The 22527-nt window shown below is 70.2% G+C and carries 21 protein-coding genes and 2 pseudogenes; 11 read left to right on the forward strand and 12 right to left on the reverse strand.

What is annotated here, in order from left to right:
• Positions 1-73: 73 nt before the first annotated feature.
• Positions 74-580, reverse strand: a complete 507-nt coding sequence (locus ACX28W_RS26450) for a GNAT family N-acetyltransferase (protein ID WP_459001934.1) — start codon at positions 578-580, stop codon at positions 74-76.
• Positions 581-638: 58 nt separating this feature from the next.
• Here ACX28W_RS26450 and ACX28W_RS26455 point away from each other — a divergent pair, with 58 nt between their 5' ends.
• Complete coding sequence (locus ACX28W_RS26455) at positions 639-1442, forward strand: exodeoxyribonuclease III (RefSeq protein WP_459001936.1); 804 nt, start codon at positions 639-641, stop codon at positions 1440-1442.
• A gap of 31 nt (positions 1443-1473) precedes the next feature.
• On the opposite strand, the gene ACX28W_RS26460 is transcribed toward ACX28W_RS26455, so the two are convergent.
• Positions 1474-2100: a MerR family transcriptional regulator gene (locus ACX28W_RS26460; protein ID WP_459002028.1), complete on the reverse strand. Its 627-nt coding sequence runs from the start codon at positions 2098-2100 to the stop codon at positions 1474-1476.
• A 178-nt stretch (positions 2101-2278) separates the two neighbouring features.
• On the opposite strand from ACX28W_RS26460, the gene ACX28W_RS26465 reads away from it, so the two are divergent.
• The 4 genes from ACX28W_RS26465 to ACX28W_RS26480 all read left to right on the forward strand — a co-directional run bounded on the left by ACX28W_RS26465 (position 2279) and on the right by ACX28W_RS26480 (position 5951).
• Entirely contained in the window at positions 2279-3808 is a 1530-nt protein-coding gene (locus ACX28W_RS26465; RefSeq protein WP_459001937.1) for a flavin-containing monooxygenase, read from the forward strand.
• The gene (locus tag ACX28W_RS26470; RefSeq protein ID WP_459001939.1) at positions 3805-4722 is read left to right on the forward strand and encodes an alpha/beta fold hydrolase; all 918 of its coding nucleotides are present in this window, start codon (positions 3805-3807) and stop codon (positions 4720-4722) included. The genes ACX28W_RS26465 and ACX28W_RS26470 overlap by 4 nt, the downstream gene beginning before the upstream one ends.
• Positions 4719-5606, forward strand: a complete 888-nt coding sequence (locus tag ACX28W_RS26475) for an SDR family oxidoreductase (protein ID WP_459001941.1) — start codon at positions 4719-4721, stop codon at positions 5604-5606. Before ACX28W_RS26470 ends, ACX28W_RS26475 begins: the two co-directional genes overlap by 4 nt.
• 84 nt (positions 5607-5690) lie before the next feature.
• A complete protein-coding gene (locus ACX28W_RS26480; RefSeq protein ID WP_459001943.1) occupies positions 5691-5951 on the forward strand; it encodes a hypothetical protein in 261 nt (86 codons plus the stop codon).
• A gap of 109 nt (positions 5952-6060) precedes the next feature.
• Here the strand turns inward: ACX28W_RS26480 and ACX28W_RS26485 are convergent, their stop codons facing one another.
• Positions 6061-9360: a S41 family peptidase gene (locus ACX28W_RS26485; protein ID WP_459001945.1), complete on the reverse strand. Its 3300-nt coding sequence runs from the start codon at positions 9358-9360 to the stop codon at positions 6061-6063.
• Between the two features lie 223 nt (positions 9361-9583).
• Between ACX28W_RS26485 and ACX28W_RS26490 the strand changes: the two genes are divergently transcribed.
• A complete protein-coding gene (locus tag ACX28W_RS26490) occupies positions 9584-10177 on the forward strand; it encodes a TetR/AcrR family transcriptional regulator (protein ID WP_459001947.1) in 594 nt (197 codons plus the stop codon).
• Positions 10178-10333: 156 nt separating this feature from the next.
• Positions 10334-12553, forward strand: coding sequence for an MMPL family transporter (locus ACX28W_RS26495; protein WP_459001949.1), 2220 nt, complete (start codon positions 10334-10336; stop codon positions 12551-12553).
• Positions 12554-12663: 110 nt separating this feature from the next.
• On the opposite strand, the gene ACX28W_RS26500 is transcribed toward ACX28W_RS26495, so the two are convergent.
• From ACX28W_RS26500 to ACX28W_RS26515, 4 genes and pseudogenes are all read right to left on the reverse strand, one after another.
• Positions 12664-13158 carry a hypothetical protein gene (locus tag ACX28W_RS26500; RefSeq protein WP_459001951.1) on the reverse strand — a complete coding sequence of 165 codons (495 nt, stop codon included), beginning with the start codon at positions 13156-13158 and terminating at the stop codon, positions 12664-12666.
• The gene (locus ACX28W_RS26505; protein WP_459001952.1) at positions 13155-14090 is read right to left on the reverse strand and encodes a hypothetical protein; all 936 of its coding nucleotides are present in this window, start codon (positions 14088-14090) and stop codon (positions 13155-13157) included. The genes ACX28W_RS26500 and ACX28W_RS26505 overlap by 4 nt, the downstream gene beginning before the upstream one ends.
• 88 nt (positions 14091-14178) lie before the next feature.
• On the reverse strand, positions 14179-14625 hold the full coding sequence (locus ACX28W_RS26510) for an ATP-binding protein (protein WP_459001954.1): 447 nt from the start codon (positions 14623-14625) through the stop codon (positions 14179-14181).
• Positions 14626-14806: 181 nt separating this feature from the next.
• A pseudogene (locus tag ACX28W_RS26515) lies at positions 14807-14981 on the reverse strand (helix-turn-helix domain-containing protein); the annotation flags it as partial.
• A gap of 7 nt (positions 14982-14988) precedes the next feature.
• On the opposite strand from ACX28W_RS26515, the pseudogene ACX28W_RS26520 reads away from it, so the two are divergent.
• The 4 genes and pseudogenes from ACX28W_RS26520 to ACX28W_RS26535 form a co-directional block, all read left to right on the forward strand.
• Positions 14989-15456, forward strand: a pseudogene (locus ACX28W_RS26520) (DUF5753 domain-containing protein); the annotation flags it as partial.
• Positions 15453-15650: a DUF397 domain-containing protein gene (locus ACX28W_RS26525; RefSeq protein WP_459001956.1), complete on the forward strand. Its 198-nt coding sequence runs from the start codon at positions 15453-15455 to the stop codon at positions 15648-15650. The pseudogene ACX28W_RS26520 and the gene ACX28W_RS26525, both read left to right, overlap by 4 nt.
• Before the next feature lie 1388 nt (positions 15651-17038).
• A complete protein-coding gene (locus ACX28W_RS26530) occupies positions 17039-17545 on the forward strand; it encodes a YbaK/EbsC family protein (RefSeq protein WP_459001957.1) in 507 nt (168 codons plus the stop codon).
• The gene (locus ACX28W_RS26535) at positions 17542-18387 is read left to right on the forward strand and encodes an EamA family transporter (RefSeq protein ID WP_459001959.1); all 846 of its coding nucleotides are present in this window, start codon (positions 17542-17544) and stop codon (positions 18385-18387) included. The genes ACX28W_RS26530 and ACX28W_RS26535 overlap by 4 nt, the downstream gene beginning before the upstream one ends.
• Before the next feature lie 15 nt (positions 18388-18402).
• Here the strand turns inward: ACX28W_RS26535 and ACX28W_RS26540 are convergent, their stop codons facing one another.
• The 5 genes from ACX28W_RS26540 to cbiQ form a co-directional block, all read right to left on the reverse strand.
• Positions 18403-19563, reverse strand: a complete 1161-nt coding sequence (locus ACX28W_RS26540) for a serine hydrolase domain-containing protein (protein WP_459001960.1) — start codon at positions 19561-19563, stop codon at positions 18403-18405.
• Positions 19564-19629: 66 nt separating this feature from the next.
• A complete protein-coding gene (locus ACX28W_RS26545; RefSeq protein ID WP_459002030.1) occupies positions 19630-20034 on the reverse strand; it encodes an organic hydroperoxide resistance protein in 405 nt (134 codons plus the stop codon).
• A 307-nt stretch (positions 20035-20341) separates the two neighbouring features.
• A complete protein-coding gene (locus tag ACX28W_RS26550; RefSeq protein ID WP_459002032.1) occupies positions 20342-20776 on the reverse strand; it encodes a MarR family winged helix-turn-helix transcriptional regulator in 435 nt (144 codons plus the stop codon).
• 239 nt (positions 20777-21015) lie between these two features.
• Positions 21016-21777: an energy-coupling factor ABC transporter ATP-binding protein gene (locus tag ACX28W_RS26555; protein ID WP_459001961.1), complete on the reverse strand. Its 762-nt coding sequence runs from the start codon at positions 21775-21777 to the stop codon at positions 21016-21018.
• Positions 21765-22526: a cobalt ECF transporter T component CbiQ gene (cbiQ, locus tag ACX28W_RS26560; protein WP_459001962.1), complete on the reverse strand. Its 762-nt coding sequence runs from the start codon at positions 22524-22526 to the stop codon at positions 21765-21767. The genes ACX28W_RS26555 and cbiQ overlap by 13 nt, the downstream gene beginning before the upstream one ends.
• Between the last annotated feature and the right edge of the window lies 1 nt (position 22527).

Consider the following 22527-nt stretch of genomic DNA (forward strand, 5'->3'; position numbering starts at 1 on the left):
CTCGGGTGAGGCGACAACGCGGCGAGGTGCCGTGCCAGGCGTCGCGGACCCGGGGTGATCCAAACGACACCCCCTAGCTGTTCTCCGCTCCCTCCGTGACGGTCAGCGGCTTGGCGAAGCACAGGCTCAGCTCGTCGAAGCGGTAGTGGCCGAACTTGGCGCAGGGTTCGTAGCCGCTGGACATGTAGAGGGCGACCGCCTCCGGCTGCTTGGCGCCGGTCTCCAGGACCATGCGGGTGCGGCCGGCCGTGCGGGCGTCGTCCTCCAGGGCGGCCAGGATGCGCCGGGCGAGGCCGAGGCCGCGCGCCTCCTGGGTCACGAACATGCGCTTGAGCTCGGCGTCGCCGTCCGAGTACCCCTCGTCGTTCTCGTCCTGGCTGCGCCAGCCGCCGGTCGCGACCGGGCGGTCCTGCTCGTCGTACGCGAGGAGGTACAGGCCGAGCGGCGGCTCGAACATCGACGCGTCGAGCGGGGTGGCATCGCCCTCGCCGTTGCCGTACCGCTCGGCGTACTCGAGCTGCACCTTGTCGTTGAGCTTGACGGCGTCGGGGTGGTCGAAGGGGACCGGACGGATATACATGCGGAGCATCGTACATCTATGCATATGATGAGCGGTAGGAATTAAGTATCGTGCCCGGGTGCTGACTATTACCTCGGTCAATGTGAACGGGCTCAGGGCCGCCGCGAAGAAGGGCTTCGTGGAGTGGCTCGCGCAGACCTCGGCGGACGTGCTGTGCCTTCAGGAGGTGCGGGCCGAGCCCGGACAGCTGCCCGAGGAGGTCCGCGAGCCGGACGGGTGGCACGTCGTGCACGCGCCCGCCGCCGCCAAGGGGCGTGCGGGCGTGTCCCTGTACACGCGGCGCGAGCCGGACCGCGTCCAGGTCGGGTTCGGGTCCGAGGAGTTCGACTCCAGCGGGCGGTACGTCGAGGTCGATCTGCCCGGTGTCACCGTCGCCAGCCTCTACCTGCCCTCCGGCGAGGTCGGCACCGAGCGGCAGGACGAGAAGATCCGGTTCATGGGGGAGTTCCTCCCCTATCTGAAGGGGCTGCGCGAGCGGGCCGCCGCCGACGGGCGCGAGGTCGTGGTCTGCGGCGACTGGAACATCGCCCACCAGGAGGCCGACCTCAAGAACTGGCGGGCGAACAAGAAGAACTCCGGGTTCCTGCCCGACGAGCGGGAGTGGCTGGGGCGGGTCTTCGACGCGGCTGACGGCGGGTACGTCGATGTCGTGCGAGAGCTGCATCCGGATGTCGAGGGGCCGTACTCGTGGTGGTCGTACCGGGGGCGGGCCTTCGACAACGACTCGGGTTGGAGGATCGACCTCGCTGTCGCCACGCCGGGGCTCGCGGGCAAGGCGGTCAAGGGGTTCGTGGAGCGGGCCGCCAGCCACGGGGAGCGGTGGTCGGACCACGCTCCGGTGACCGTGGTCTTCGAGAGGTGAGGGTCGCTGCCGCCGTCCCACTCCGTGCTGTCTAGAGGGGCCGGCGGCTGAGTCTGCGGTCCAGGGCCATCGACAGTTCCGCCTCCACCACGCTCTTCGCCAGGGGGCGCAGGCGCCGCAGGTCCTCCGTGGTGCGGTCCTCGGTGAGGACGAGGGCGGTGAAGAGTTCGGCGAGGGCGTCGGCATGGTCGCGGACGCGGCGGGCCGCGGCCAGGACGTCGGCCAGCGGGATGCCCTCGCGGACCAGGGCCGCCGAGACGTCGAGCAGACGCCGGCTGACGTGGACGATCTCGCCGCCGTCGGTGCCGAGATAGCCGAGGTCGAGCGCGGCGGCGAGGTTCTCCGGGGTCGCCTGACCCGCGAAGACGTCGGCCAGCTCCTCGGGGGAGAGGCGGACCGGGGTTTCCTCCGTCACCTCACCGAGGCCGAGCAGCTCGCCCACGTCGCGGCCGTGGTCGAAGGCCTCGGCCAGTTCCGCGATGCCGCTGAGGGTGTGGCCGCGTTCGAGGAGCGCCGAGATCGTGCGCAGGCGGGCCAGGTGCGTGTCGTCGTACCAGGCGATACGGCCTTCGCGGCGGGGCGGCGGTATGAGCTTGCGCTCCCGGTAGAAGCGCAGGGTGCGCACGGTGATGCCGGCCTCCTTGGCCAGCTCCTCCATCCGGTACTCGCGCTTCTGTGCCACGGGCGAAACCCTACGTCGTACCGTCGGCACCCGCGGCGGAGCCGCTGATGTCAACGCCGTGGCCGCGACCCCTACCCATGAGTACGCGCCTGCTCTACCCTCCCCATTGTGCCAGTGTTCACTGGCAGGGTCGGGTGGCTAGGGAGGCGTCGGAATGAGCGACGGGACGACCGAGCGCGAGCATGTACGAGTGGCGGTGATCGGGTCCGGGTTCGGTGGCCTGGGGGCGGCGGTGCGGCTGCGCCGCGAAGGGATCACCGACTTCGTCGTCCTGGAACGGGCCGACAGCGTGGGCGGCACCTGGCGGGACAACAGCTACCCCGGGTGCGCCTGCGACGTGCCGTCCCACCTCTACTCGTTCTCGTTCGCGCCCAACCCCGACTGGCCGCGCACCTTCTCCGGACAGGAGCACATCCGCGCGTACCTGGAGCATGTGGCGGACGTCTTCCGGCTGCGGTCGCATCTGCGCTTCAACTCCGAAGTCACGATGATGACGTGGGACGCGGAGCAGCTGCGCTGGGAGATCGAGACCAGCGGCGGGTTCCTCACCGCCGACGTCGTCGTGTCCGCGACCGGACCGCTCTCCGATCCCAAGGTCCCGGACATCCCGGGCATCGACACCTTCCCCGGCAAGGTCTTCCACTCGGCCCGCTGGGACCACGACTACGACCTGCGCGGCAAGCGCGTCGCCATGATCGGCACGGGCGCCTCGGCCATCCAGATCGTGCCGTCGATCCAGCCGGAGACCGCCCGCCTCACCCTCTTCCAGCGCACTCCGCCGTGGGTGATGCCCCGGGTCGACCGTGCCATCAGCGGCGCCGAGCGCTGGCTGCACCGGCAGCTGCCCTTCACCGCGCAGATGCGGCGCGGACTCCTGTGGGGCATCCGGGAGGTGCAGGTCCATGCGTTCACCAAGCGGCCCGATGAGCTGGGGATGGTGGAGAAGCTGGCCAAGCGCAATATCGCCCGGGCCATCAAGGATCCGGCGCTGCGCGCCAAGCTGACCCCCGACTACCGCATCGGCTGCAAGCGCATCCTGCTCTCCAACGCGTACTACCCGGCGCTCGCCCAGCCCAATGTGGACGTGGTCGCGAGTGGCCTGAGCGAAGTCCGCGGCTCCACCCTCGTCGCCGCCGACGGCAGCGAGGCCGAGGTCGACGCGATCGTCTTCGGTACGGGTTTCCACGTCACCGACATGCCGATCGCCGACCGGGTCGTCGGCGCCGACGGCCGGACGCTCGCGGAGAGCTGGAAGGAGGGCATGAAGTCGCTGCGCGGCGCCACCGCCGTCAATTTCCCCAACTGGATGACGATCATCGGACCCAACACGGGGCTGGGGAACTCCAGCATGATCCTGATGATCGAGTCCCAGCTGAACTACATGGTCGACTACATGCGGCAGTTGAACGTCCTCGGCGGGCGCGTCGCCCTCGACCCGCGGCCGGGCGCCGTGGACGCCTGGAACGACCGGGTCCAGGAGCGCATGAAGCGCACGGTGTGGAACACCGGCGGCTGCACCAGCTGGTACCTCGACGCGAACGGCCGCAACACGACCGTCTGGCCGGGCACGACAGCCGAGTTCCGGAGCAACACGCGGCGCGTGGACCTGGGTGAGTACGAGGTCCTGCGGGCACCCCGGCCGCGTACCGAGAACCCGGCCGAGACGGTGGAGGCCGGAGCGTGAGCCGACCGACCCCCGTGGCGAGCGGCCCGTACGCCCCGCCCACGCCCGCGCGCGAACTGACCGCCGTCTCCGCCGACGGCGCCCGGCTGCACGTCGAAGTGCACGGCGCCGAGGGCGCGCCCCCCGTCGTCCTCGCCCACGGCTGGACCTGCTCGACCGCCTTCTGGGCCGCCCAGATACGGGATCTCGCCGCCGACCACCGCGTGATCGCGTACGACCAGCGCGGACACGGACGCAGCCCCGCGAGCGACGCATGCGGTACGGACGCACTCGCCGACGACCTGGAAGCCGTCCTCGCGGCCACGCTCGCGCCGGGCGAGAAGGCGGTGCTCGTGGGGCACTCCATGGGCGGGATGACACTGATGGCCGCCTCGGCCAGACCGCGCTTCCGCGCGCATGCGGCCGCCGCGCTGCTGTGCAGCACGGGCAGTTCGCGACTGGTCGCCGAGTCGCGGGTGGTGCCGATGCCCGCCGGGCGGCTGCGCACCGGGGTCACCCGGCAGATCCTCGGATCGCGGGCGCCGCTCGGACCGGTCACGCCGTTGGCCCGGCGGATCCTCAAGTACGCGACCATGGGCCCCGGTTCGTCGCCGGGCATGGTCGAGGCCTGCGCGCGGATCGTGCACGCGTGTCCGCGCACGGTGCGGCACGCCTGGTCGCAGGTGCTCGACCGGCTCGATCTCGACCACGGCGTACGGGAGTTGACGGTGCCGACAGCCGTAGTGGCGGGTACGGCGGACCGGATGACGCCCGTGACACACGCCCGCGCCCTCGTCGCGACGCTGCCGAACTGCGTCGGACTCACCGAGCTGACAGGGCTTGGGCACATGACGCCGGTCGAGGCGCCCGAACTGATCACTTCCCGCATACGCGAACTCGTCTCCACTCACGCACAGATCAAGGAGGGCGCATGAGCAGGGTCAGCCGCCTGGAAGGGCAGGTCGCGGTCGTCACGGGAGCCGCGCGGGGCGTCGGCGAACTCCTCGCCCGCAAACTCTCCGCGCGCGGCGCCAAGGTCGCGCTCGTCGGTCTCGAGGCGGACGCCCTCAAACAGGTCTCGGAGCGGCTGCACAGCGAGAGCGGCCACTGGTACGCCGATGTCACCGACCACGAGGCGATGACGCGGGTCGCGGCCGAGGTGAAGGAGCGGTTCGGCAAGGTGGACATCGTCGTCGCCAACGCCGGTGTCGCGAGCGGCGGTCCCTTCGTGGACTCCGATCCGGTCGCGTGGCGGCGGGTCATCGAGGTCAACCTGATCGGATCGGCGGTCACCGCCCGCGCCTTCCTGCCCGTACTCCTGGAGAGCCGGGGCTACTTGCTCCAGATCGCCTCGCTCGCGGCCATCACGCCGGCGCCGATGATGACCGCGTACTGCGCGTCCAAGTCGGGCGTCGAGGCGTACGCGCACAGCCTGCGCGCCGAGGTCGGCTACAAGGGCGTACGCGTCGGGGTCGGTTACCTGTCCTGGACCGACACCGACATGGTGCGCGGGGCCGACCAGGACGACGTGATGCGCGAACTGCGGCAACGACTGCCGTGGCCGTCCAACAAGACGTACCCGCTGGGCCCGGCGGTCGATCGGATCGTGGCGGGCATCGAGCGTCGCTCCAGCCATGTGTACGCGCAGTGGTGGCTGCGGGGGATGCAGGGCGTCCGGGGATACCTCCCCGGGATCATCGGGACGGTCGGCCAGCGGGAGATGCGGCGCTTCGAGTCGCGGCTCAAGGGTGTCGGTACGGGGCTCGTCGGCGCCGGTGGAGCGGCCGACGAGCAGCAGCGGCAAGGGATCTCACCGTGAGTAACTGATCGAAATGCGCAGCGTGTTCCCCCGTGTAACTCTGGTCGAGGCCCGATCCCCCTCACCCACAACGGAGTGATTCTCATGGGCATGCAAGACCAGTTCAAGGACAAGGCTGAGCAGCTGAAGCAGCAGGGCAAGAAGAAGATGGGCGAAGTGAAGGGCGAAGCGAAGGAGCAGACGGGCGAGCGCACGGCCAAGGGTCGTGCCCGTACCCCGCAGGAGCCTGAGCGCGGCCGTTCTCCGCAGGAGCGCCGCTCCCCGGAGGGGAGCCGCAGCAAGCAGGAGCCTGAGCGCATGCAGCGGGAGGCTCAGGACCGCCTCGACCAGGACTACGACGTCTGACGGTCGTTGCACTGGGCTTCGGCAGAGTGTGGGGTGCCCTCTTTCTTGGGGGCGCCCCACGCTTGTTGTTCGGGGAGGCGCCCCTATGGGGCGCCGATCCTCGCGTCTTCTACCGGGGACTCCTTGGGGGCAGCTTCGGTCTTGTCCTGTCCGGGACGTTGGAATAGTCCGGTGGGGAACACGCGGGGTGGGTGGCCAGTAGGTCCAGGGCGAGTTGGATCGCGGTGTCCATCTCGGCGTGGCGGCCCTCCGCCCAGTCCAGCGGGGTGCGCAGGATCTCCAGGTCCGGGGTGACGCCCTGGTTCTCGACGGACCAGCCGTACGCGTCGAACCAGGCCGCGTTCATCGGAACCGTGATCACCGTCCCGTCGCCGAGGCGGTGGCGGCCGGTCATGCCGACGACTCCGCCCCAGGTGCGCTGACCGACCACCGGACCGAGCTTCAGCAGCTTGAACGCGGCCGTGATCATGTCGCCGTCGGACGAGGTCGCCTCGTCGGCGAGGGCGACCACCGGACCCCGTGGGGCGTTCGACGCGTACGACACCGGCTGGGCGTTGCGCGTCAGGTCCCAGCCCAGGATCGCGCGCGTCAATTTCTCGACGACGAGCTCGCTGATGTGGCCGCCCGCGTTGCCGCGCACGTCGACGATCAGCGCCGGGCGCGAGACCTCCAGACGCAGGTCACGGTTGAACTGGGCCCAGCCCGAGCCGCCCATGTCCGGGATGTGCAGGTAGCCGCAGCGCCCGCCGCTCAACTCCCGTACGACATCCCGGCGTTTGGCCACCCAGTCCTGGTAGCGCAGGGGCCGCTCGTCGATCAGCGGGACGACGGCGACCCGGCGTGACCGGCCCTCGCCCTCCGCCGTCGTGAACGTCAGCTCCACCGTCGTACCGCCCGCGCCCGCCAGCAGCGGATACGGCCCCGTCACCGGGTCCACCGGGCGGCCGTCCACATGCGTCAGTACGGCGCCCTCGCGAATGCCCGTGCCGGCGAGGGGGGAGCGGGCCTTGGAGTCCGACGAATCACCGGGGAGGATCCGCCGGAGCGTCCAACTCCCGTCGCGGCGCACGAAGTTGGCGCCCAGCAGGCCCTGCCAGCGCTGGTAGTGGGCCGGGCCCTCGTTGCGGCGGGCGGCGGCGACGTACGCATGGGAGGTGCCGAGTTCACCGAGGACTTCGCGCAACAGGTCCGCGAACTCGTCCGGGGACGCGACCCGTTCGACCAGCGGGCGGTACTGCGCGAGCACCGCGTCCCAGTCGATGCCGCACATGTGGGGTTCCCAGAAGTAGGAGCGGATGATGCGGCCCGCCTCCGCGTACGCCTGGCGCCACTCGGCGGGCGGATGCACCTCGTGGATGATGCGGCGCAGGTCGATCCAGACCGTCGAGTCGCTGTCGCCGGCCTCGGTGGCGGGGACGGCGCGCAGGTCGCCCTCGTCCACGACCACCAGCCGAGAGCCGTCGCCGCTCACCGCGAACCAGTCCAGATGCTCGACGAGTTCGGACTTCTTCGCCTTGGCGATGTTGAAGTACTCGAGGGTGGGGCGGCCGGAGGTGTCGTCGGGATTGACGAAGGTCTCGCCCAGCGCGCCCGAGATCGGCCAGCGCAGCCAGACCAGGCCGCCACCCGCGACCGGGTACAGCGCCGAGTACTTGGACGCGGTGACCGGGAACGGCGTCACCCGGCTCTCCAGCCCCTCCAGCTCGACGCTCACCGCACCGTCGGCGCCCTCGTCCTCGACCGGGTCCAGGCCCCCGGCGACCGGCCGCCCGTCGGGGTTCAGCGCGAACGGGGACGGGGTGGCGGAGGACAGCGGCACCAGGTACGGGCGGCAGCCCAGCGGGAAAGAGAGGTCGCCGGTGTGGACGTCGTACACCGGGTCGAAGCCGCGCCAGGACAGGAAGGCCAGATACCGGCCGTCCCGGGTGAACACGGGGTTCTCGTCCTCGAAGCGCCCGTTGGTGACGTCGACGATGAGCCGGTCCTTTATACGCGCCATCTTGATCTGGCGCAGGGACCGGCCGATTCCGGGGTGCGACCACGTCAGCCACGCCCCGTCCGGCGAGAAGGCGAGATCCCGCACCGGCCCGTTGATGGACCGGATCAGCTCCGTGACCTCGCCGTTCGACTCCTCTGTGCCCGCGGTGGCAGCCGCTCCATCAGACACAGTCGTCAGGAGCAGCCGCCCGTCGTTCGACGCGATCGCCAGCCGCTCGCCCTGCGGATCCGCCACCAGCTCCAGTACGCGGCCCAGGTCGCCGGAGGCGGGCCGGCGCGCCTCGCGTTCGCCGGAGGCCCGCGGCAGCGAGGCGATCTCGATCGCGTCCTCGCCGTCCGCGTCCGTCACATAGGCGACCTGGTCGCTGGAGCCGAGCATCTCGGGGAGCCGGACCCGTACCCCCGGGGTGTCCGCGATGGTGCGCGCGGGGCCGTCGCGGTGGGTGAGCCAGTACAGGCTGCCGCGTACGACGACGGCGCTGGCCCGGCCCGTCTCGTCCACGGAGATACCGTCGATGTGCTGGGTGGCCGGCACCTGGTACGTACGCCGTCCGGCGCGCGGGCCGCCCAGGCGGACGTCGAGACGGCGCGGCAGCGAGTCCGGGGACAGGTCGTCGACGATCCACAGGTCCCCGGCGCACTGGTACACCACCCGGTTGCCGTCGCTGGACGCGTGGCGGGCGTAGAAGGCGTCGTGGTCGGTGTGGCGGCGCAGGTCGGAGCCGTCGTACGCGCACGAGTACAGATTCCCGACCCCTTCGTGGTCGGAGAGGAAGGCGATACGGCCGCCGACGAACATGGGGCAGTCGAAGTGGCCTTCGAGGTCGGCGAGCAACCGCTGCCCGTGCAGCCACAGTCGGCCCGTCGCGCCACCCCGGTAGCGCTTCCAGGCGGCGGGTTCGTGCGGCGGGGTGCCGGTGAGCAGCAGGGTCTTGCGTTCGCCCTCGATGTCGGCGACCTGGATGCCGGCGACCGGGCCCCAGGGGAGCCTGCCGCCGGGGTCGCCGTCGGTGGGGACGCTGTAGGCCCAGGTGAAGTACGAGAACGGCTGGCCGTGCGAGGCCACGGCGAGGATGTCGCCGTCGGGGGACCAGCCGCAGACCTGGGTGTCCGCGCTGCCCCAGTAGGTGAGCCGTCTGCCGGGGCCGCCGTCGACCGGCGCGAGATGGATCTCCGGCACGAAGCTGCGCCAGCTGGTGTACGCGATGTGGCGGCCGTCGGGGGAGAAGCGGGGGTGCCCGATCTTGGTGCGGTCGACGGTGAGCCGCCAGGCGCGGCCGGGTCCGTCGAGGGGGGCAACCCACAGGTCGTCCTCGGCCGCGAAACAGAGCCGATCGCCGCTGAGGTGGGGGAAGCGTAGGTAGCCGGGGGTGTTCTGGTCCTGGGGCGCCTTCTCGAACTCGTCGCTCACCCATCCATGCTTTTCCCCCTGACGGACCCTGGCAACTTGTGAGTGTGCGTGGCGTGTGCGCGGGGCGTTCCTGCGTGGAAAGTGTGCGTGACCCATGCCACGTACGAAACGGTTTCGTTTCGCTCGCTCTCGGGGTATCTTCAGAGACGTACGACGGTGATGTACGAAACCGTGTCGTTCGGAGCAGACCGCTTCGGGCGCGGAGCAGGAGAAGGTGAGTGGGATGGCTGAAGTCGCAACGGCGCGTCGCAGTCGGATCACGCCCGAACGTGAGGCCGAGTTGTACGCGGCCGTGCTCGAACTGCTCCGGGAGGTCGGCTACGACGCCCTGACGATGGACGCCGTGGCCGCTCGCACCAAGTCCAGTAAGGCCACCCTCTACCGCCAGTGGGGCGGCAAGGCCGAGCTGGTCGTCAAGGCGTTGAAGAGCCAGAAGCAGACGGTCTCCCTCGCTGATGCCGACACCGGGTCCCTGCGGGGCGACTTCCACGCTCTGGTCCAGCGTGGGGACGACTGCGGGCTGGAGCAGAACTCCGCGCTGATGCGGGGTCTGGCCATGGCGATGCACGGGAACCCCGATCTCCTCAGGGCTTTCCGGGAGATGATCATCGAGCCCGAGCTCGAGGCGATCCGGCTGGTGCTGCGACGTGCTGTCGACCGGGGCGAGATCCGTCCGGACAACCCCGCGATGAACTACGTGGTGCACATGATGATCGGCGGCTTCGCGGCCCGGACCATGATCGACGACCTGCCTCCGACGCAGGCCTTCCTCACCTCGTACGTCGACGCCGTGATCCTCCCCGCTCTCGGCGCCTGAGCCTCTCAAACCCTCAAGACCACCCCCCAACCCTCTGACGAGTCCCCGAATCTGCACCTGACGCGACCGCTCACGTCGTCGGGCTGATACCCCCTGCCCAACCGGGTGACCACACCAGCCCCCTGCCATCCACGACCTGACCGGGAGTACGCCCTCGTGGCCACGTTCCTCTATAAACTCGGCCGATTCGCCTTCCGGCGACGGCACTTCGTCGCCCTGATATGGGTGGCGTTGCTGACACTCGCGGGCGTCGGTGCGGCCAGCGCCCCCGCCGCCGGCACCTCGTCGTTCTCGATCCCCGGCACCGAGGCGCAGAAGGCCTTCGACCTGCTGGAGCAGCGCTTCCCCGGCTCGAGCGCCGACGGAGCGACCGCACGTGTCGTCTTCAAGGCGCCCAGCGGCGAGAAGATGGACGACCCGGGCAACAAGGCGACCGTCAAGGAGGCCGTCAAGGCGCTCGGCAACGGCTCCGAAGTCACCTCCGTCACAAACCCCTTCAAGTCCAACGCCGTGAGCAAGGACGGGTCCGTCGCCTACGCGTCGGTGTCCTACGAGGTCTCCGGCAGGGAGCTGAAGGACTCCTCGACCCAGGCCCTGGAGGAGGCCGCGCAGGACGCGCGGGACGCCGGGCTGAGTGTCGAGGTGGGCGGTGACGCGCTCGAGGCGTCGCCCGAGACCGGCTCCACCGAGATCATCGGCATCGCGGTCGCCGCGATCGTCCTCGTCATCACCTTCGGTTCGCTGATCGCGGCCGGGCTGCCGCTGCTGACCGCGATCGTCGGCGTCGGCATCGGCGTCTCCACCATCACCGCCCTCGCCTACACGCTCGACCTCGGCGACAACACCTCGACGCTGGCGATGATGATCGGCCTGGCGGTCGGCATCGACTACGCGCTGTTCGTCGTCTCCCGCTACCGGGCCGAGCTGGCCGAGGGCCGGGAGCGCGAAGAAGCGGCCGGAAGGGCCGTCGGTACGGCGGGCTCCGCGGTGGTCTTCGCGGGCCTCACGGTCGTGATCGCACTCGCGGGCCTCTCGGTCGTCAACATCCCGATGCTGACGAAGATGGGCCTCGCGGCGGCCGGCACGGTCGCCATCGCCGTCGTCATCGCGCTGACGCTGATCCCGGCGCTGCTCGGGTACGCGGGCAAGAAGGTCCAGCCCGCCGGCAAGAAGAGCAAGCTGCTCGGCGGCGGCCGGGCCTCCAAGAACGAGGGCAAGCCCAACATGGGCACCCGCTGGGCGAGCTTCGTCGTCCGCCGTCCGCTCGCCGTGCTGCTGCTCGGCGTCGTGGGCCTGGGCGCCGCCGCCGTCCCGGTGGCCTCGCTCGAACTGGGTCTGCCCGACGACGGTTCGCAGCCGACGTCCACCACGCAGCGCCGGGCGTACGACGCGCTGTCCGACGGCTTCGGGCCCGGCTTCAACGGTCCCCTGATGCTCGTCCTGGACGCCAAGTCGAGCGACGACCCCAAGGGCGCGGCCGCCCAGGTCGAGGACACCGTCAAGGACCTGAACGGCGTCGTGGCGGTGAGCCCGGCGGCGTTCAACAAGGCCGGGGACACCGCGATGATCACGGTCATCCCCGACTCGAAGCCGTCGTCGGTCAAGACCGAGGACCTGGTGTACGCCATCCGCGACGCGGGCGGCGACATCAAGGCGGACACCGACGCGAACGTCTACGTCACCGGCACCACCGCGATGAACATCGACTTCTCGCAGAAGCTCAACGACGCGCTGGTCCCGTATCTGGCGCTGGTGGTCGGCCTCGCCTTCCTGCTCCTGATCCTCGTGTTCCGCTCGATCCTGGTCCCGCTGAAGGCGGCGCTCGGCTTCCTGCTGAGCGTGATGGCGGCGCTCGGCGCGGTGGTCGTGGTCTTCCAGTGGGGCTGGCTGTCCGGCCTGATGGGCGTCGAGGAGACCGGCCCGATCATGTCGATGATGCCGATCTTCATGGTGGGCGTCGTCTTCGGTCTCGCCATGGACTACGAGGTGTTCCTCGTGACCCGGATGCGCGAGGCGTACGTCCACGGCGAGAAGCCCAACCAGGCCATCGTGACCGGCTTCAAGCACGGCGCCCGGGTGGTCACGGCCGCGGCCGTCATCATGATCGCCGTCTTCTCCGGCTTCATCGGCTCCAGCGAGTCGATGATCAAGATGATCGGCTTCGGCCTCGCGATCGCCGTCTTCTTCGACGCGTTCGTGGTCCGCATGGCCATCGTCCCGGCGGTACTCGCCCTGCTCGGCAAGAAGGCCTGGTGGCTGCCGAAGTGGCTGGACCGCGTCCTTCCCAACGTCGACGTCGAGGGCGAGGGCCTGCGCGCCCTGTCCGAGCAGAGCGACGGCGACAAGGACGAGGACCGGGAGTTGGTACGGGTCTGAGGTCTGGGGCCTGAGACTTGAGGTCTGAGACCTGACTGATGCGGTGAGGGGCACCCTGCGTTGTGGCGGGGTGCCCCTCTCTTTTGGTTCCTTTGGTTCCTTTGGTGCCGTTACTTCTCTTGGCAGGCCGGGTCCTCGGCGAACACCTCGGTGATGGAGGTGGCGGTGATGGCTCTGTCGAACCAGCGGGTGAGGGTGTCGAGGTCGTTGCAGGTGGTGATGCGTTCGCGGTCGGCGTCAGAGGCGAGGATGCCGCGGCGGTCGAGGAGGAGCAAGACGTCAGCCGTTCTGCTCTGGGAGTATCCCTTGAGGTACTCCCAGGCTGTCTCTCTGACGTAGATCTCGCCGTATCCCCGGGCAAGCTCCTCGCGCACTCGCTCGGCGCGGACCTCCCGGGCCAGCGCGCCGACGGGCACAGGCTCTTCGGGGAACACCTCGGAGAGGGGGGTGACCTTGGAGACGGACACGCCCAAGCCGTTCAGGGCCGTAAGGATGCCCTGGGCAGCGACCTCGGCGGGAATGTCCGAACGTTCTGACCAGGACGACGAAGTGAGGGCTCGGCAGAGCTCTCCGGCTGGTCCGTTGTTCGGGGGGTTCTCGGTCACTGCGTCTCACCGGGTTCTTGGGCGGACGGGTCCTCGGTGAGCACCTCGGCGGTGGAGGTGGCGGTGATGGCGAGGTCGATCCAGTGGGTGAGCGTGTCGGGGTTGTCGCAGGTGGTGATGCGGTCCCGGTCGGTGTCGGAGACGGGGATGCCTCGGCGGTCGAGATGGTGGAGGAGGTAGTTGGCGAGCCCCTTGACCTCCCCCTTGACCTCCCCCTCGGCGCGACCTTCGTCGCGGATTTCCTGTGACACCGATGACGTGAAGAAGGAGGTTTCGGCGGCCAAGAGTTGCCTCCAGATCTTGAGGGCCTCGGTCTTGTCCAGGCCCTGATTGGTGAATTCCGCGAAGACTCGCGCGCTGTCCGGGTCGCGGGCCTCCATGGCCCTCAAAGCTGCTGCCAGTACCTTGAGTGTGGCATCGACCGACCGGTCCCGGGCGTGCAGAACGGCGGACAGAACGGTCATCGGGACGTCGCGGGTGGCCTCGTCCAGGGTTTCGACGAGGGGGATGTCGTCCGGTCCGAAGACCAGGGGCCGCAGGGCGAGACCTTGCCACTGTGGGGGGCCGATCTTCACGGGGCGGGCCGCCCAGTCGGCGGTCTTCCGGTCCTGGCAGATGACGAGGAGTACCGGGGGGACCTTGTACTTGTCGTTGATGAAGGCCATGTACCAAGCCCAGCTGGCGTGTTTGGACTTGTCTGGTTTTCCCTGTGCTTCGACAGCGACGATGTAGCTGCAGGCCGCCTCCTTGATTTCTAACAGCGTGTCCACCCGCCGCTCCACCGGGTGGTTCTCGCTGAGGTCGGTAGGGAGTTCGGTGACAGAGATCGGCGTTCCGAACGCCGGGATACCGAGCTTGCGGGTGACACGGGCGAAGAGTCCCGGGTCCTGTCGGAAAATCCGGTGCATCGCTTCGTGCGGGGAACTGACCACGTGGAGATTGCGCTCCTTTCCTTTCGAGCTGAACGGCGGCGAGCATATGACAATGGGATATGCGTATACGCGGCTAATTAGGTGATGATCACCCGTGTGGGTGATGGGCCCCTCGCATCCCCACTTCCGCCCAGACCGTCTTCCGGGGCCACGGCCCGAGCGCCACGCCCCAGCGGGCGGCCAGCGCGGCCACGAGGAGGAGACCCCGGCCCTTTTCCGCTTCCGGGCGCGGTGGGGCGAGGCAGGGGAGGCGGTCACCCCGCGTGTCCGTCACCTCGATACGGAGCGTGTCGCCGACCACGTACAGCGTCAGCCGGAAGTCACGGCCCGCGACCCGGCCGTGCGTCGCCGCGTTGGCCGCCAGTTCGGCGACGATCTGGCTCGGCGCGTCCAAGGGAAGTCCCCAGCTGCGGAGTTGTTCGACCGCGAGCAGGCGGGCCAGGCGGGCGCCGCGAGGTGTGGGGGACAGGAGGACGCTGAAGTTGCGGATGGGGGAGTCGAGTTGGGGGTGGGGGGTGGCGGTTTCTTGGTTCACGTCACTCAGAGTGGTGGGTTCTGCTTACTCTGAGGAGTGATGGGGCCTGTGCGTACGGTGGCTGTCTGGCATTCGTCCGGTCCTGTCTCGGCTGTCCGTTGGGGGTGAGGCATGAGCGAGGACGTGGATGAGGCGGGCTGGGGTGTTGAGCCCGGGGACGAGATCGCGCCGCTGGTCGAGGCTCCACATCCTCCTTGAGCGCCTTGAGGTGCCCTCTCGCCTTCAGGATCTCGTCCGCCCTGTCCAGGAAGTCCGCCCGCGGAATCCGCGCCCCGCGCTCCACCTTGCGGATCAGGTCCTCGCCGTACCCCAAGGCTTCGCCGAGGGTCCGCGGCCCGCATCCCCGCGGCCTCCCGGCTGGAGGAGTACGCGAGGGCGGTATTCGGGGTACGGCGACCAAGACACGCGCCGGAGGTATTGGAGCAGGCGGTGCAGGCGCGCATGGCCCGCCAGGCCGTCTTCAACCGGGAACCCCTGCCTGAACTGAGTTTTATCCAGGAGCAGGTGACGCTCGAGCGTCCGGTCGGAGGGACAATGGTGCTGCGCCGACAGCTTGAACGCCTCTTGGAGGTGGCGCAGTTGCCGAACGTAGAGCTCCAGGTGATGCCTACCTCCCGGTGGAGTCACCCCGGATTGAACGGTCCGATCGAGCTGCTGAAGTTCGAGGACGGTACGGCGATGGGGCGTGCTGACGGGGCCTTCAACGGTCGCCCGGTGTCGGACCTGAGGCAGCTCCGAATCCTCGAACTACGGTATGGCATCATCCGGTCCCAGGCGCTCTCACCAGGGGAGTCGCTGGCCTTCGTCGAGCAAACTCTGGGAGAACTGTGAGCACTTCGGAACTCCACTGGTTCAAAAGCAGCTACAGCAGCGGCCCCGAAGTCGACGACTGCGTCGAGATAGCCGTGGCCTCCGCCACCATCCACATCCGTGACTCCAAAACCCCCGCCGCCCCTCACCTCACCGTCGCTGCCACCACCTGGACCGACTTCCTCACGTACGCGTCGGCCAACCGTCAGCGGTGAAGTGGCCGTGGGGGCCGCCCGCTTCTTGGTCAGTGTCGTGCTTCCGCGAGCCGAGTAAAGGGCGCTCCGCTGCGCTACGCGTCGGCTACGCCGATCGGCCTCCGGCCGACCCTTGACACGGCTCGCTCCAGCACGTGGGAGAAGCGAGCGGGCGGCCCGGAAAGACGGGTGGCCGAGGTGGGTTTGCGGGTGAGGTGGGTTGGGTTGCGGGCCGGGGTGGACGGGAGCCGCGGTCGCGCCTCGCCTGCACGCCAGGTCGGCTTAGCGGCGGACAGGCGGTGGGGGCTGCGCACCGGCAGGGGTGGCGGCACGCCGGGTGGGCTTGGCGGCGGACGGCTGGTGGGTGGTGCGGGCAGCGCGGACGCGCCTCGCCTGCACGCCGGGACGGCTCAGCGGCAGGCAGACGGGCGGTGGGGGCTGCGCGTCGGCGGGGTGGTGGCATGGCGGTGGGCTTGGCGTCTCGCGGCTGGCGGGTTGGTGGGTTGGTGGGTGGGTTGGTTGGTTCGAGGCGCCTTCTGACCAGTGACACACCTCATCCGTCACACCGGCCTCACCGATCACGCCTTCGGGGGTAATTGGCAGATTTGGGCCATGCTTGCAGCTGCTGACTTGGGGTTTTCCATGTGCGGGCTGGCCCAAAGTCGCCAATTACTGTGACATGGCCTGCTCTCCGCACCCGGAGGGGTTCGGAGGGGACTTCTTGCCGTCCGGAGCGTCGCCCATCCCGGACCACTGGCCGTACCCCGCCGAACCGACCCGGTGTGCCGCCGCCATGCTGGCCCCCTCCCCCTCCCCCTTCCCCCTCCCGGTCAGCCGTCTGTCGCCAAACCGACCCGGCGTGCCGCCACCCTGCCGGCGCGTAGCCCCCACCGGCCGTCTGTCGCCAAACCGACCCGGCGTGCCACCACTCCGCGCGTGCGCACCACCCACCGGCCGTCCGCCGCTGAGCTCGCCCGGCGTGCCACCACTCCGCGCGTGCGCACCACCCACCGGCCGTCCGCCGCTGAGCCCGCCCGGCGTGCAGGCGAGGCGCGACCGCGTCCCCCGTCCACCCCGGCCCGCAACCCAACCCACCTCACCCGCAAACCCACCTCGGCCACCCGTCTTTCCGGGCCGCCCGCTCGCTTCTCCCACGTGCTGGAGCGAGCCGTGTCAAGGGTCGGCCGGAGGCCGATCGGCGTAGCCGACGCGTAGCGCAGCGGAGCGCCCTTTACTCGGCTCGCGGAAGCACGACACTGACCAAGAAGCGGGCGGCCCCCACGGCCACTTCACCGTCGGCCTTGCCTGGACCGGCCTCCTCGCTACGTCTCCGTGCGCTGGCGTACCAAGTGATCGGCGACCCGGAACTCGGTCGCGTGCTCCGTACACCCACCGCTAGCGTGCCGTTCATGACGACCATCAACAGCGAAGAGTCCGGAGCCCACCCCCGTTTCGCCGAGGCCCTGCGCGAGTTGGGTCTCGGGGAGCTGCCCGCGCGGATCCGGCGCTTCCCGGAGGCGACCCGTACCGCCGCCGAGGCCGCCGCCGCGATCGGGTGCGAGCTGAGTCAGATCTGCAAGTCGCTGATCTTCGCGGTGGACGGGGTTCCGGTGCTCGTCCTGATGGACGGGGCATCGCGGGTGGATGTCGAGCTCGTGCGGCGGGAACTCGGCGCCGAGAAGGTGACGCGGGCCAAGGCCGATGTCGTACGGGAGGCGACCGGGTACGCGATCGGTGGCGTACCCCCCTTCGGGCACCGGACGAAGACGCGGGTGCTCGCGGACCGTTCGCTGCTGGACCATGACGTGGTGTGGGCCGCCGCGGGCACCCCGTACACCGTGTTCCCGATGGATCCGAAGACGCTGGTCGCGCATGCGGGCGGCACGCTGGTGGACGTGCGCGAGCGGACCCAGTGACGCCACTGGTGACTGCGGCGGTGCTGCTCGCCGCGGTCACTCACGCCAGTTGGAACGCGATCGCGCATCGCATCACCGACAAGCTGGTCGGCTTCACGCTGATCGCGGGCGGCGGGATGCTGATCGGGCTGGCGCTGGCGCCGTTCGTGGCGTTTCCGGCGGGCGGGGCGTGGCCGTATCTGTTCTTGTCCGCCATCATCCACATCGTCTATTACGTCCTGCTGATGCGGTCCTTCCGGCTCGGTGACTTCGGGCAGGCGTATCCCATCGCGCGCGGCACCGCGCCCCTGGTGGTCACCGCGCTGGCCGCGGTCTTCGCGCACGAGGTTCCCGACGGGTGGGCGGCGGCGGGCATCGCGGTGTCGTGCGCCGGTCTGACGGGCGTGGCGCTGTGGGGTCTGCGCGGGCGCCGGCCCAACTGGGCGGCGATCGGGGCCGCGTTGGCCACGGGGCTGTCGATCGCCGCGTACACCGTCGTGGACGGCCTCGGCGTGCGCGCCTCCGGCTCCTCGCTCGGGTATATCGCCTGGCTGATGGCCGTCCAGGGGGCGGTGATCCCGTCGTACGCGGCCTATCGGTGGCGTGGTCGACTCGGCGTCACGCTACGGCCCTACGCCGCTCTCGGTCTGCTCGGTGCGGCCCTGTCCGTCGCGGCGTACGCACTCGTCCTCTGGGCGCAGACCCGGGCGGAACTGGCGCCGATCGCGGCCCTGCGCGAGTCGTCGATCATCGTCGGCGCGGCGATCGGGGCCGTCTTCTTCAAGGAGCGGTTCGGGGCGCCCCGGATCGCGGCGGCGGGGCTGCTGGTGGTGGGGATCGGGCTGATGCTGCACGCCGGATAGGTTCCGCGACTGCGCCTACTCCCCGAGGGAGGCCCGCACCGCCCCCACCAGCGCCTGCGCCCGCGGATCCGCCGTCACGCTCTTGCGGAAGCCGTTCGTCACATATCCGAGCGCGATCCCCGACTCGGGGTCGGCGAAACCGAGCGCCCCGCCCCGGCCGGGGTGGCCGAAGGAGCCGGCACTCAGCAGCGGGGACGCGCTGCCGTGCAGCATGTAGCCGAGGCCGAAGCGGGTGTTGATGACGAGCACCCGGTCGGGCCCCGCGGAGCGCTCGCCGCGCGCCCGTTCGAGAGTGTCCTCGGAGAACAGCCGCACCCCGTCCACCTCCCCGATCAGCGCGGCGTAGAAGCGGGCCAGCCCCTCCGCCGTCGCGACGCCGTTGGAGGCGGGGAGGACCGCCGAAAGATACGCCGGGTCGTTCTCGTCCGGCTGCGGAGTGATCGCGGCGAAGGCGCGCCGGGTCAGCGAGGACGGGTCCGCATACGCCTCCGAGACCGCGCGCTTGGGGCGGATCCGCAAGCCGCCGCCCGCCGCCGGGGCCTCGATCTGGGCGACCCGGCCCACGCGCTTCCGCTCCGCGTCCGGCAGCCCGACCCACACATCGAGCCCCAGCGGCGCGGCTATCTCCTCGTCGATCCATGCCCCGATCGAGCGCCCGGTCACCCGCCGGACCAGCTCGCCCGTCAGCCAGCTGTACGTCTGCGCGTGATACCCGTGGTCCGCGCCCGGCTCCCACGCCGGCGCCTGGGCGGCGACGGCGGCAGCGGCAATGTCGGGATCGGCCGCCTCGGCCAGGGTGAGCGGACGGTCGAGCACGGGCACCCCGGCCCGGTGCGCGAGCACGTGCCACACGGGCGTCCGCTCCTTGCCGCGCGCCTTGAACTCCGGCCAGTAGTGGCTGACCGGAGCGTCCAGGTCGAGTTCCCCGCGCTGGGCGAGCAGCAGGAGTACGGCGGCGGCGACGCCCTTCGTCGCCGAGCGCACGATCTGCGCGGTGCCGTGCTCCCAGGGCTCGGTGCCGTCGACGTCCCGCGTGCCGCCCCACAGGTCGACGACCTTGCGCCCGTCCCGGTACACGACGACGGCCGCGCCCCGGTCCCCCAACGTCTCGAAGTTACGTACGAACGCTGCCCTGACCGGCTCGAAGCCCTCGGCCACTGTGCCGTTCACGTCCACGCCCGTACTCCCGTTCCGATCGGCCTACGACGATCGGTGCAACGCGCACGTACGGCCTTCGATTCCTCAGCCCAGCAGGATCGTGACGTCGATGTTGTCGCGGGTCGCGTTCGAGTACGGGCACACCTCGTGGGCCGCGTCCACGAGTTTCGCGGCGACGCCCGGGTCGACGACGGGAAGCGAGACGCTCAGGGCGACCGCGAGGCCGTAACCGCGCTGCCTGTTGGGGCCGATGCCGACCTTCGCGGCGACCGTGGAGCCGCTCAGGTCGTAGCCCGCCCGGCGCCCCACCAGTACCAGCGCGTTGTGGAAGCAGGCGCTGTATCCGGCCGCGAAGAGCTGCTCGGGGTTCGTGCCGTTGCCGTCGCCGCCGAGCGCGGGCGGCATCGCGACCTTCAGCTCGATCTGGCCGTCCTGGCTGGTGACAAAGCCGTCCCGGCCGCCGTGAGCGGTGGCCTCGGCGACGTACATGATCTTCGTCGGGCGGGTGTCGACAGCGGTGTCGCGAACGGTGGTGTCGTGGACAGCGGAGTCGTCGGTAGCGGGGCCATCGACAGCGGGGCCATCGACAGCGGTGCCATCGATCATGGCGGGACCTCCCCCAGTACAGAAAACACAGGAGTGTGCAAGTACATCGTGCACAAGGTACTGGTCGGTAGGGAAGGGGTGGTTACCAGGGGGTAGAAACCGTGAGTAACCCGGTGCGCAGCCTCAGCGCCGCTCCGGCGCCGCTCCGGCTACGCCCCGGTCCCGCTCCGGCTACGCCCCGGCACGCAGGTCAGCGACCGCGCCCCGCCGCCGTCCGCGCCCGTCCGGCCAGTCCCCACAGTTCCTCCCGCAGCCGCGCCACCTCGCCCCCGTCCAGCCCCGTCGCCGCCAGCAGATCCCGGGGCACGCCCGCCGCGCGCTCCCGCAGCGCCTCGCCCCGGCCGGTGACCGCGACGAGCACCGTCCGCTCGTCGCGCGCCGAGCGCTCACGGCGCACGAGTCCGGCCGACTCCAGCCGCTTGAGCAGCGGCGACACCGTGCCGTAGTCGAGCCGCAGCGCGCCCGCCAGCTCCTTGACCGTGGTCTCGCCGCGCTCCCAGAGGATGAGCAGGACCAGGTACTGGGGGTAGGTGAGGCCGAGTTCGTCGAGAAGCGGGCGGTACGCGGCGGTCACGGCGCGCTGGGCCGCGTACAGGGCGAAGCACAGCTGCTGGTCGAGCAGCAGCGACCCGTCCGCCGCGTCGCCTGGGCCCGCTCCCGTGTTGCCTGGGCCCGCTCCCGCGTCGCCTGCTCCCGCCCCCGTGTCGTCCTGGTCCGCCCCCGCGCCCTCTTGGTTCGTCACGCGCCCATTGTCACGGAGCGCCCGCCGTTAAGGGGGTGCTCTCTGTTACAGGGGTGCTCGCCGTTAACGAAGGGGCGCTTGTCGTTAACGACAAGCGCCCCCGTGACGGAAAGCCCCCGTCGCTACTGCGCCCCCGCCGTCACCGAGCGCGGGTCGAATCCGAAGGGCAGCTCCAGCCGGTGCGTGCGCATCAGCTCGTCGTCGGAGAGCAGCTCGCCGGTCTTCCCGTCCGCCGCGATCACGCCGTCGCTCAGGATGAGCGACCGGGAGCACAGCTCGAGCGCGTACGGCAGGTCGTGCGTGACCATGAGGACGGTGACGTCCAACGACCGCAGGATGTCGGCGAGTTCGCGGCGCGAGGCCGGGTCCAGGTTCGAGGAGGGCTCGTCGAGGACGAGGATCTCCGGCTCCATCGCCAGCACCGTCGCCACCGCAACCCGCCGCCGCTGCCCGAACGACAGATGGTGCGGGGGACGGTCGGCGAAGGCCTCCATGCCGACCCGCTCCAGTGCCGTACGGACGCGCTCCTCCAGCTCGGCGCCCTTCATCCCCGCCGCGGCCGGGCCGAAGGCCACGTCCTCCCGCACGGTCGGCATGAAGAGCTGGTCGTCCGGGTCCTGGAAGACGATGCCGACCTTGCGCCGGATCTCCGCCATGTGCCGCTTGCCGACCGGGAGTCCGGCCACCGTCACGGTGCCGGTGCCGCCGGTCAGGATGCCGTTGAGGTGGAGGACGAGGGTGGTCTTGCCCGCGCCGTTCGGGCCGAGCAGCGCGACCCGCTCGCCGCGCCCGATGGTGAAGTCGACGCCGAAGAGGGCCTGGTGGCCGTCGGGGTAGGCGAAGGCGAGGCCGGAGACCTCCAGAGAAGCAGTCACAGAGTCCATCCCAGCAGACATACGACGAGGGCGGCGACGGGGAGGGCGAGCGCGTACGACCACTGTGCCCGGGACGCGGTCACCTCGTCGATGACCGGCATCGAACCGGTGTACCCCCGGCTCACCATGGCGAGATGCACGCGCTCCCCGCGCTCGTAGGAGCGGATGAACAGCGCGCCCGCGGATTTCGCGAGCACCCCCCAGTGCTTGACCCCGCTCGCCTCGAAACCGCGGGACTCCCGCGCGATCCGCATCCGCCGCATCTCGTCCGTGATGAGATCGCCGTACCGGATCATGAAGGAGGCGATCTGTACGAGGAGCGGCGGGAGCTTCAGCCGCTGGAGTCCGAGGAGCAGCTCGCGCAGTTCGGTGGTGGAGGCGAGGAGTACGGAGGCGGCGACGCCCAGGGTGCCCTTGGCGAGGACGTTCCAGGCGCCCCACAGGCCGTTCACGCTCAACGACAGGCCGAGCACGTCCACGCGCTCGCCCTCCGCCACGAACGGCATCAGCACCGCGAAGGCGACGAACGGTACCTCGATCAGCAGCCGCTTCAGGAGGAAACCGGCCGGTACGCGGGCCTTGAACGCCACCCCCGCGAGGAGCGCCGCGTACAGCGCGAACGCCCACATCGCCTCGCGCGGTGTGGAGACCACCACGATCACGAACGCGAACGTCGCGGCCAGCTTGGTGTGCGGCGGCAGGGCGTGCACGGGTGAGTGCCCGTGCCGGTAGAGCTTGTGTGCGTGGCCCGCGCCCATC

The sequence above is a fragment of the Streptomyces sp. SD15 genome (assembly GCF_054462255.1).

Coding starts and splice junctions, on each gene's coding strand:
- ACX28W_RS26465 (WP_459001937.1), top strand. CDS start 2,279: ATGAGCGACGGGACGACCGAGCGCGAGCATGTACGAGTGGCGGTGATC.
- cbiQ (WP_459001962.1), bottom strand. CDS start 22,526: ATGGGCGCGGGCCACGCACACAAGCTCTACCGGCACGGGCACTCACCC.
- ACX28W_RS26450 (WP_459001934.1), bottom strand. CDS start 580: ATGTATATCCGTCCGGTCCCCTTCGACCACCCCGACGCCGTCAAGCTC.
- ACX28W_RS26545 (WP_459002030.1), bottom strand. CDS start 20,034: ATGTACGTCGCCGAGGCCACCGCTCACGGCGGCCGGGACGGCTTTGTC.
- ACX28W_RS26490 (WP_459001947.1), top strand. CDS start 9,584: ATGGCTGAAGTCGCAACGGCGCGTCGCAGTCGGATCACGCCCGAACGT.
- ACX28W_RS26530 (WP_459001957.1), top strand. CDS start 17,039: ATGACGACCATCAACAGCGAAGAGTCCGGAGCCCACCCCCGTTTCGCC.
- ACX28W_RS26480 (WP_459001943.1), top strand. CDS start 5,691: ATGGGCATGCAAGACCAGTTCAAGGACAAGGCTGAGCAGCTGAAGCAG.
- ACX28W_RS26460 (WP_459002028.1), bottom strand. CDS start 2,100: ATGGAGGAGCTGGCCAAGGAGGCCGGCATCACCGTGCGCACCCTGCGC.
- ACX28W_RS26475 (WP_459001941.1), top strand. CDS start 4,719: ATGAGCAGGGTCAGCCGCCTGGAAGGGCAGGTCGCGGTCGTCACGGGA.
- ACX28W_RS26555 (WP_459001961.1), bottom strand. CDS start 21,777: ATGGACTCTGTGACTGCTTCTCTGGAGGTCTCCGGCCTCGCCTTCGCC.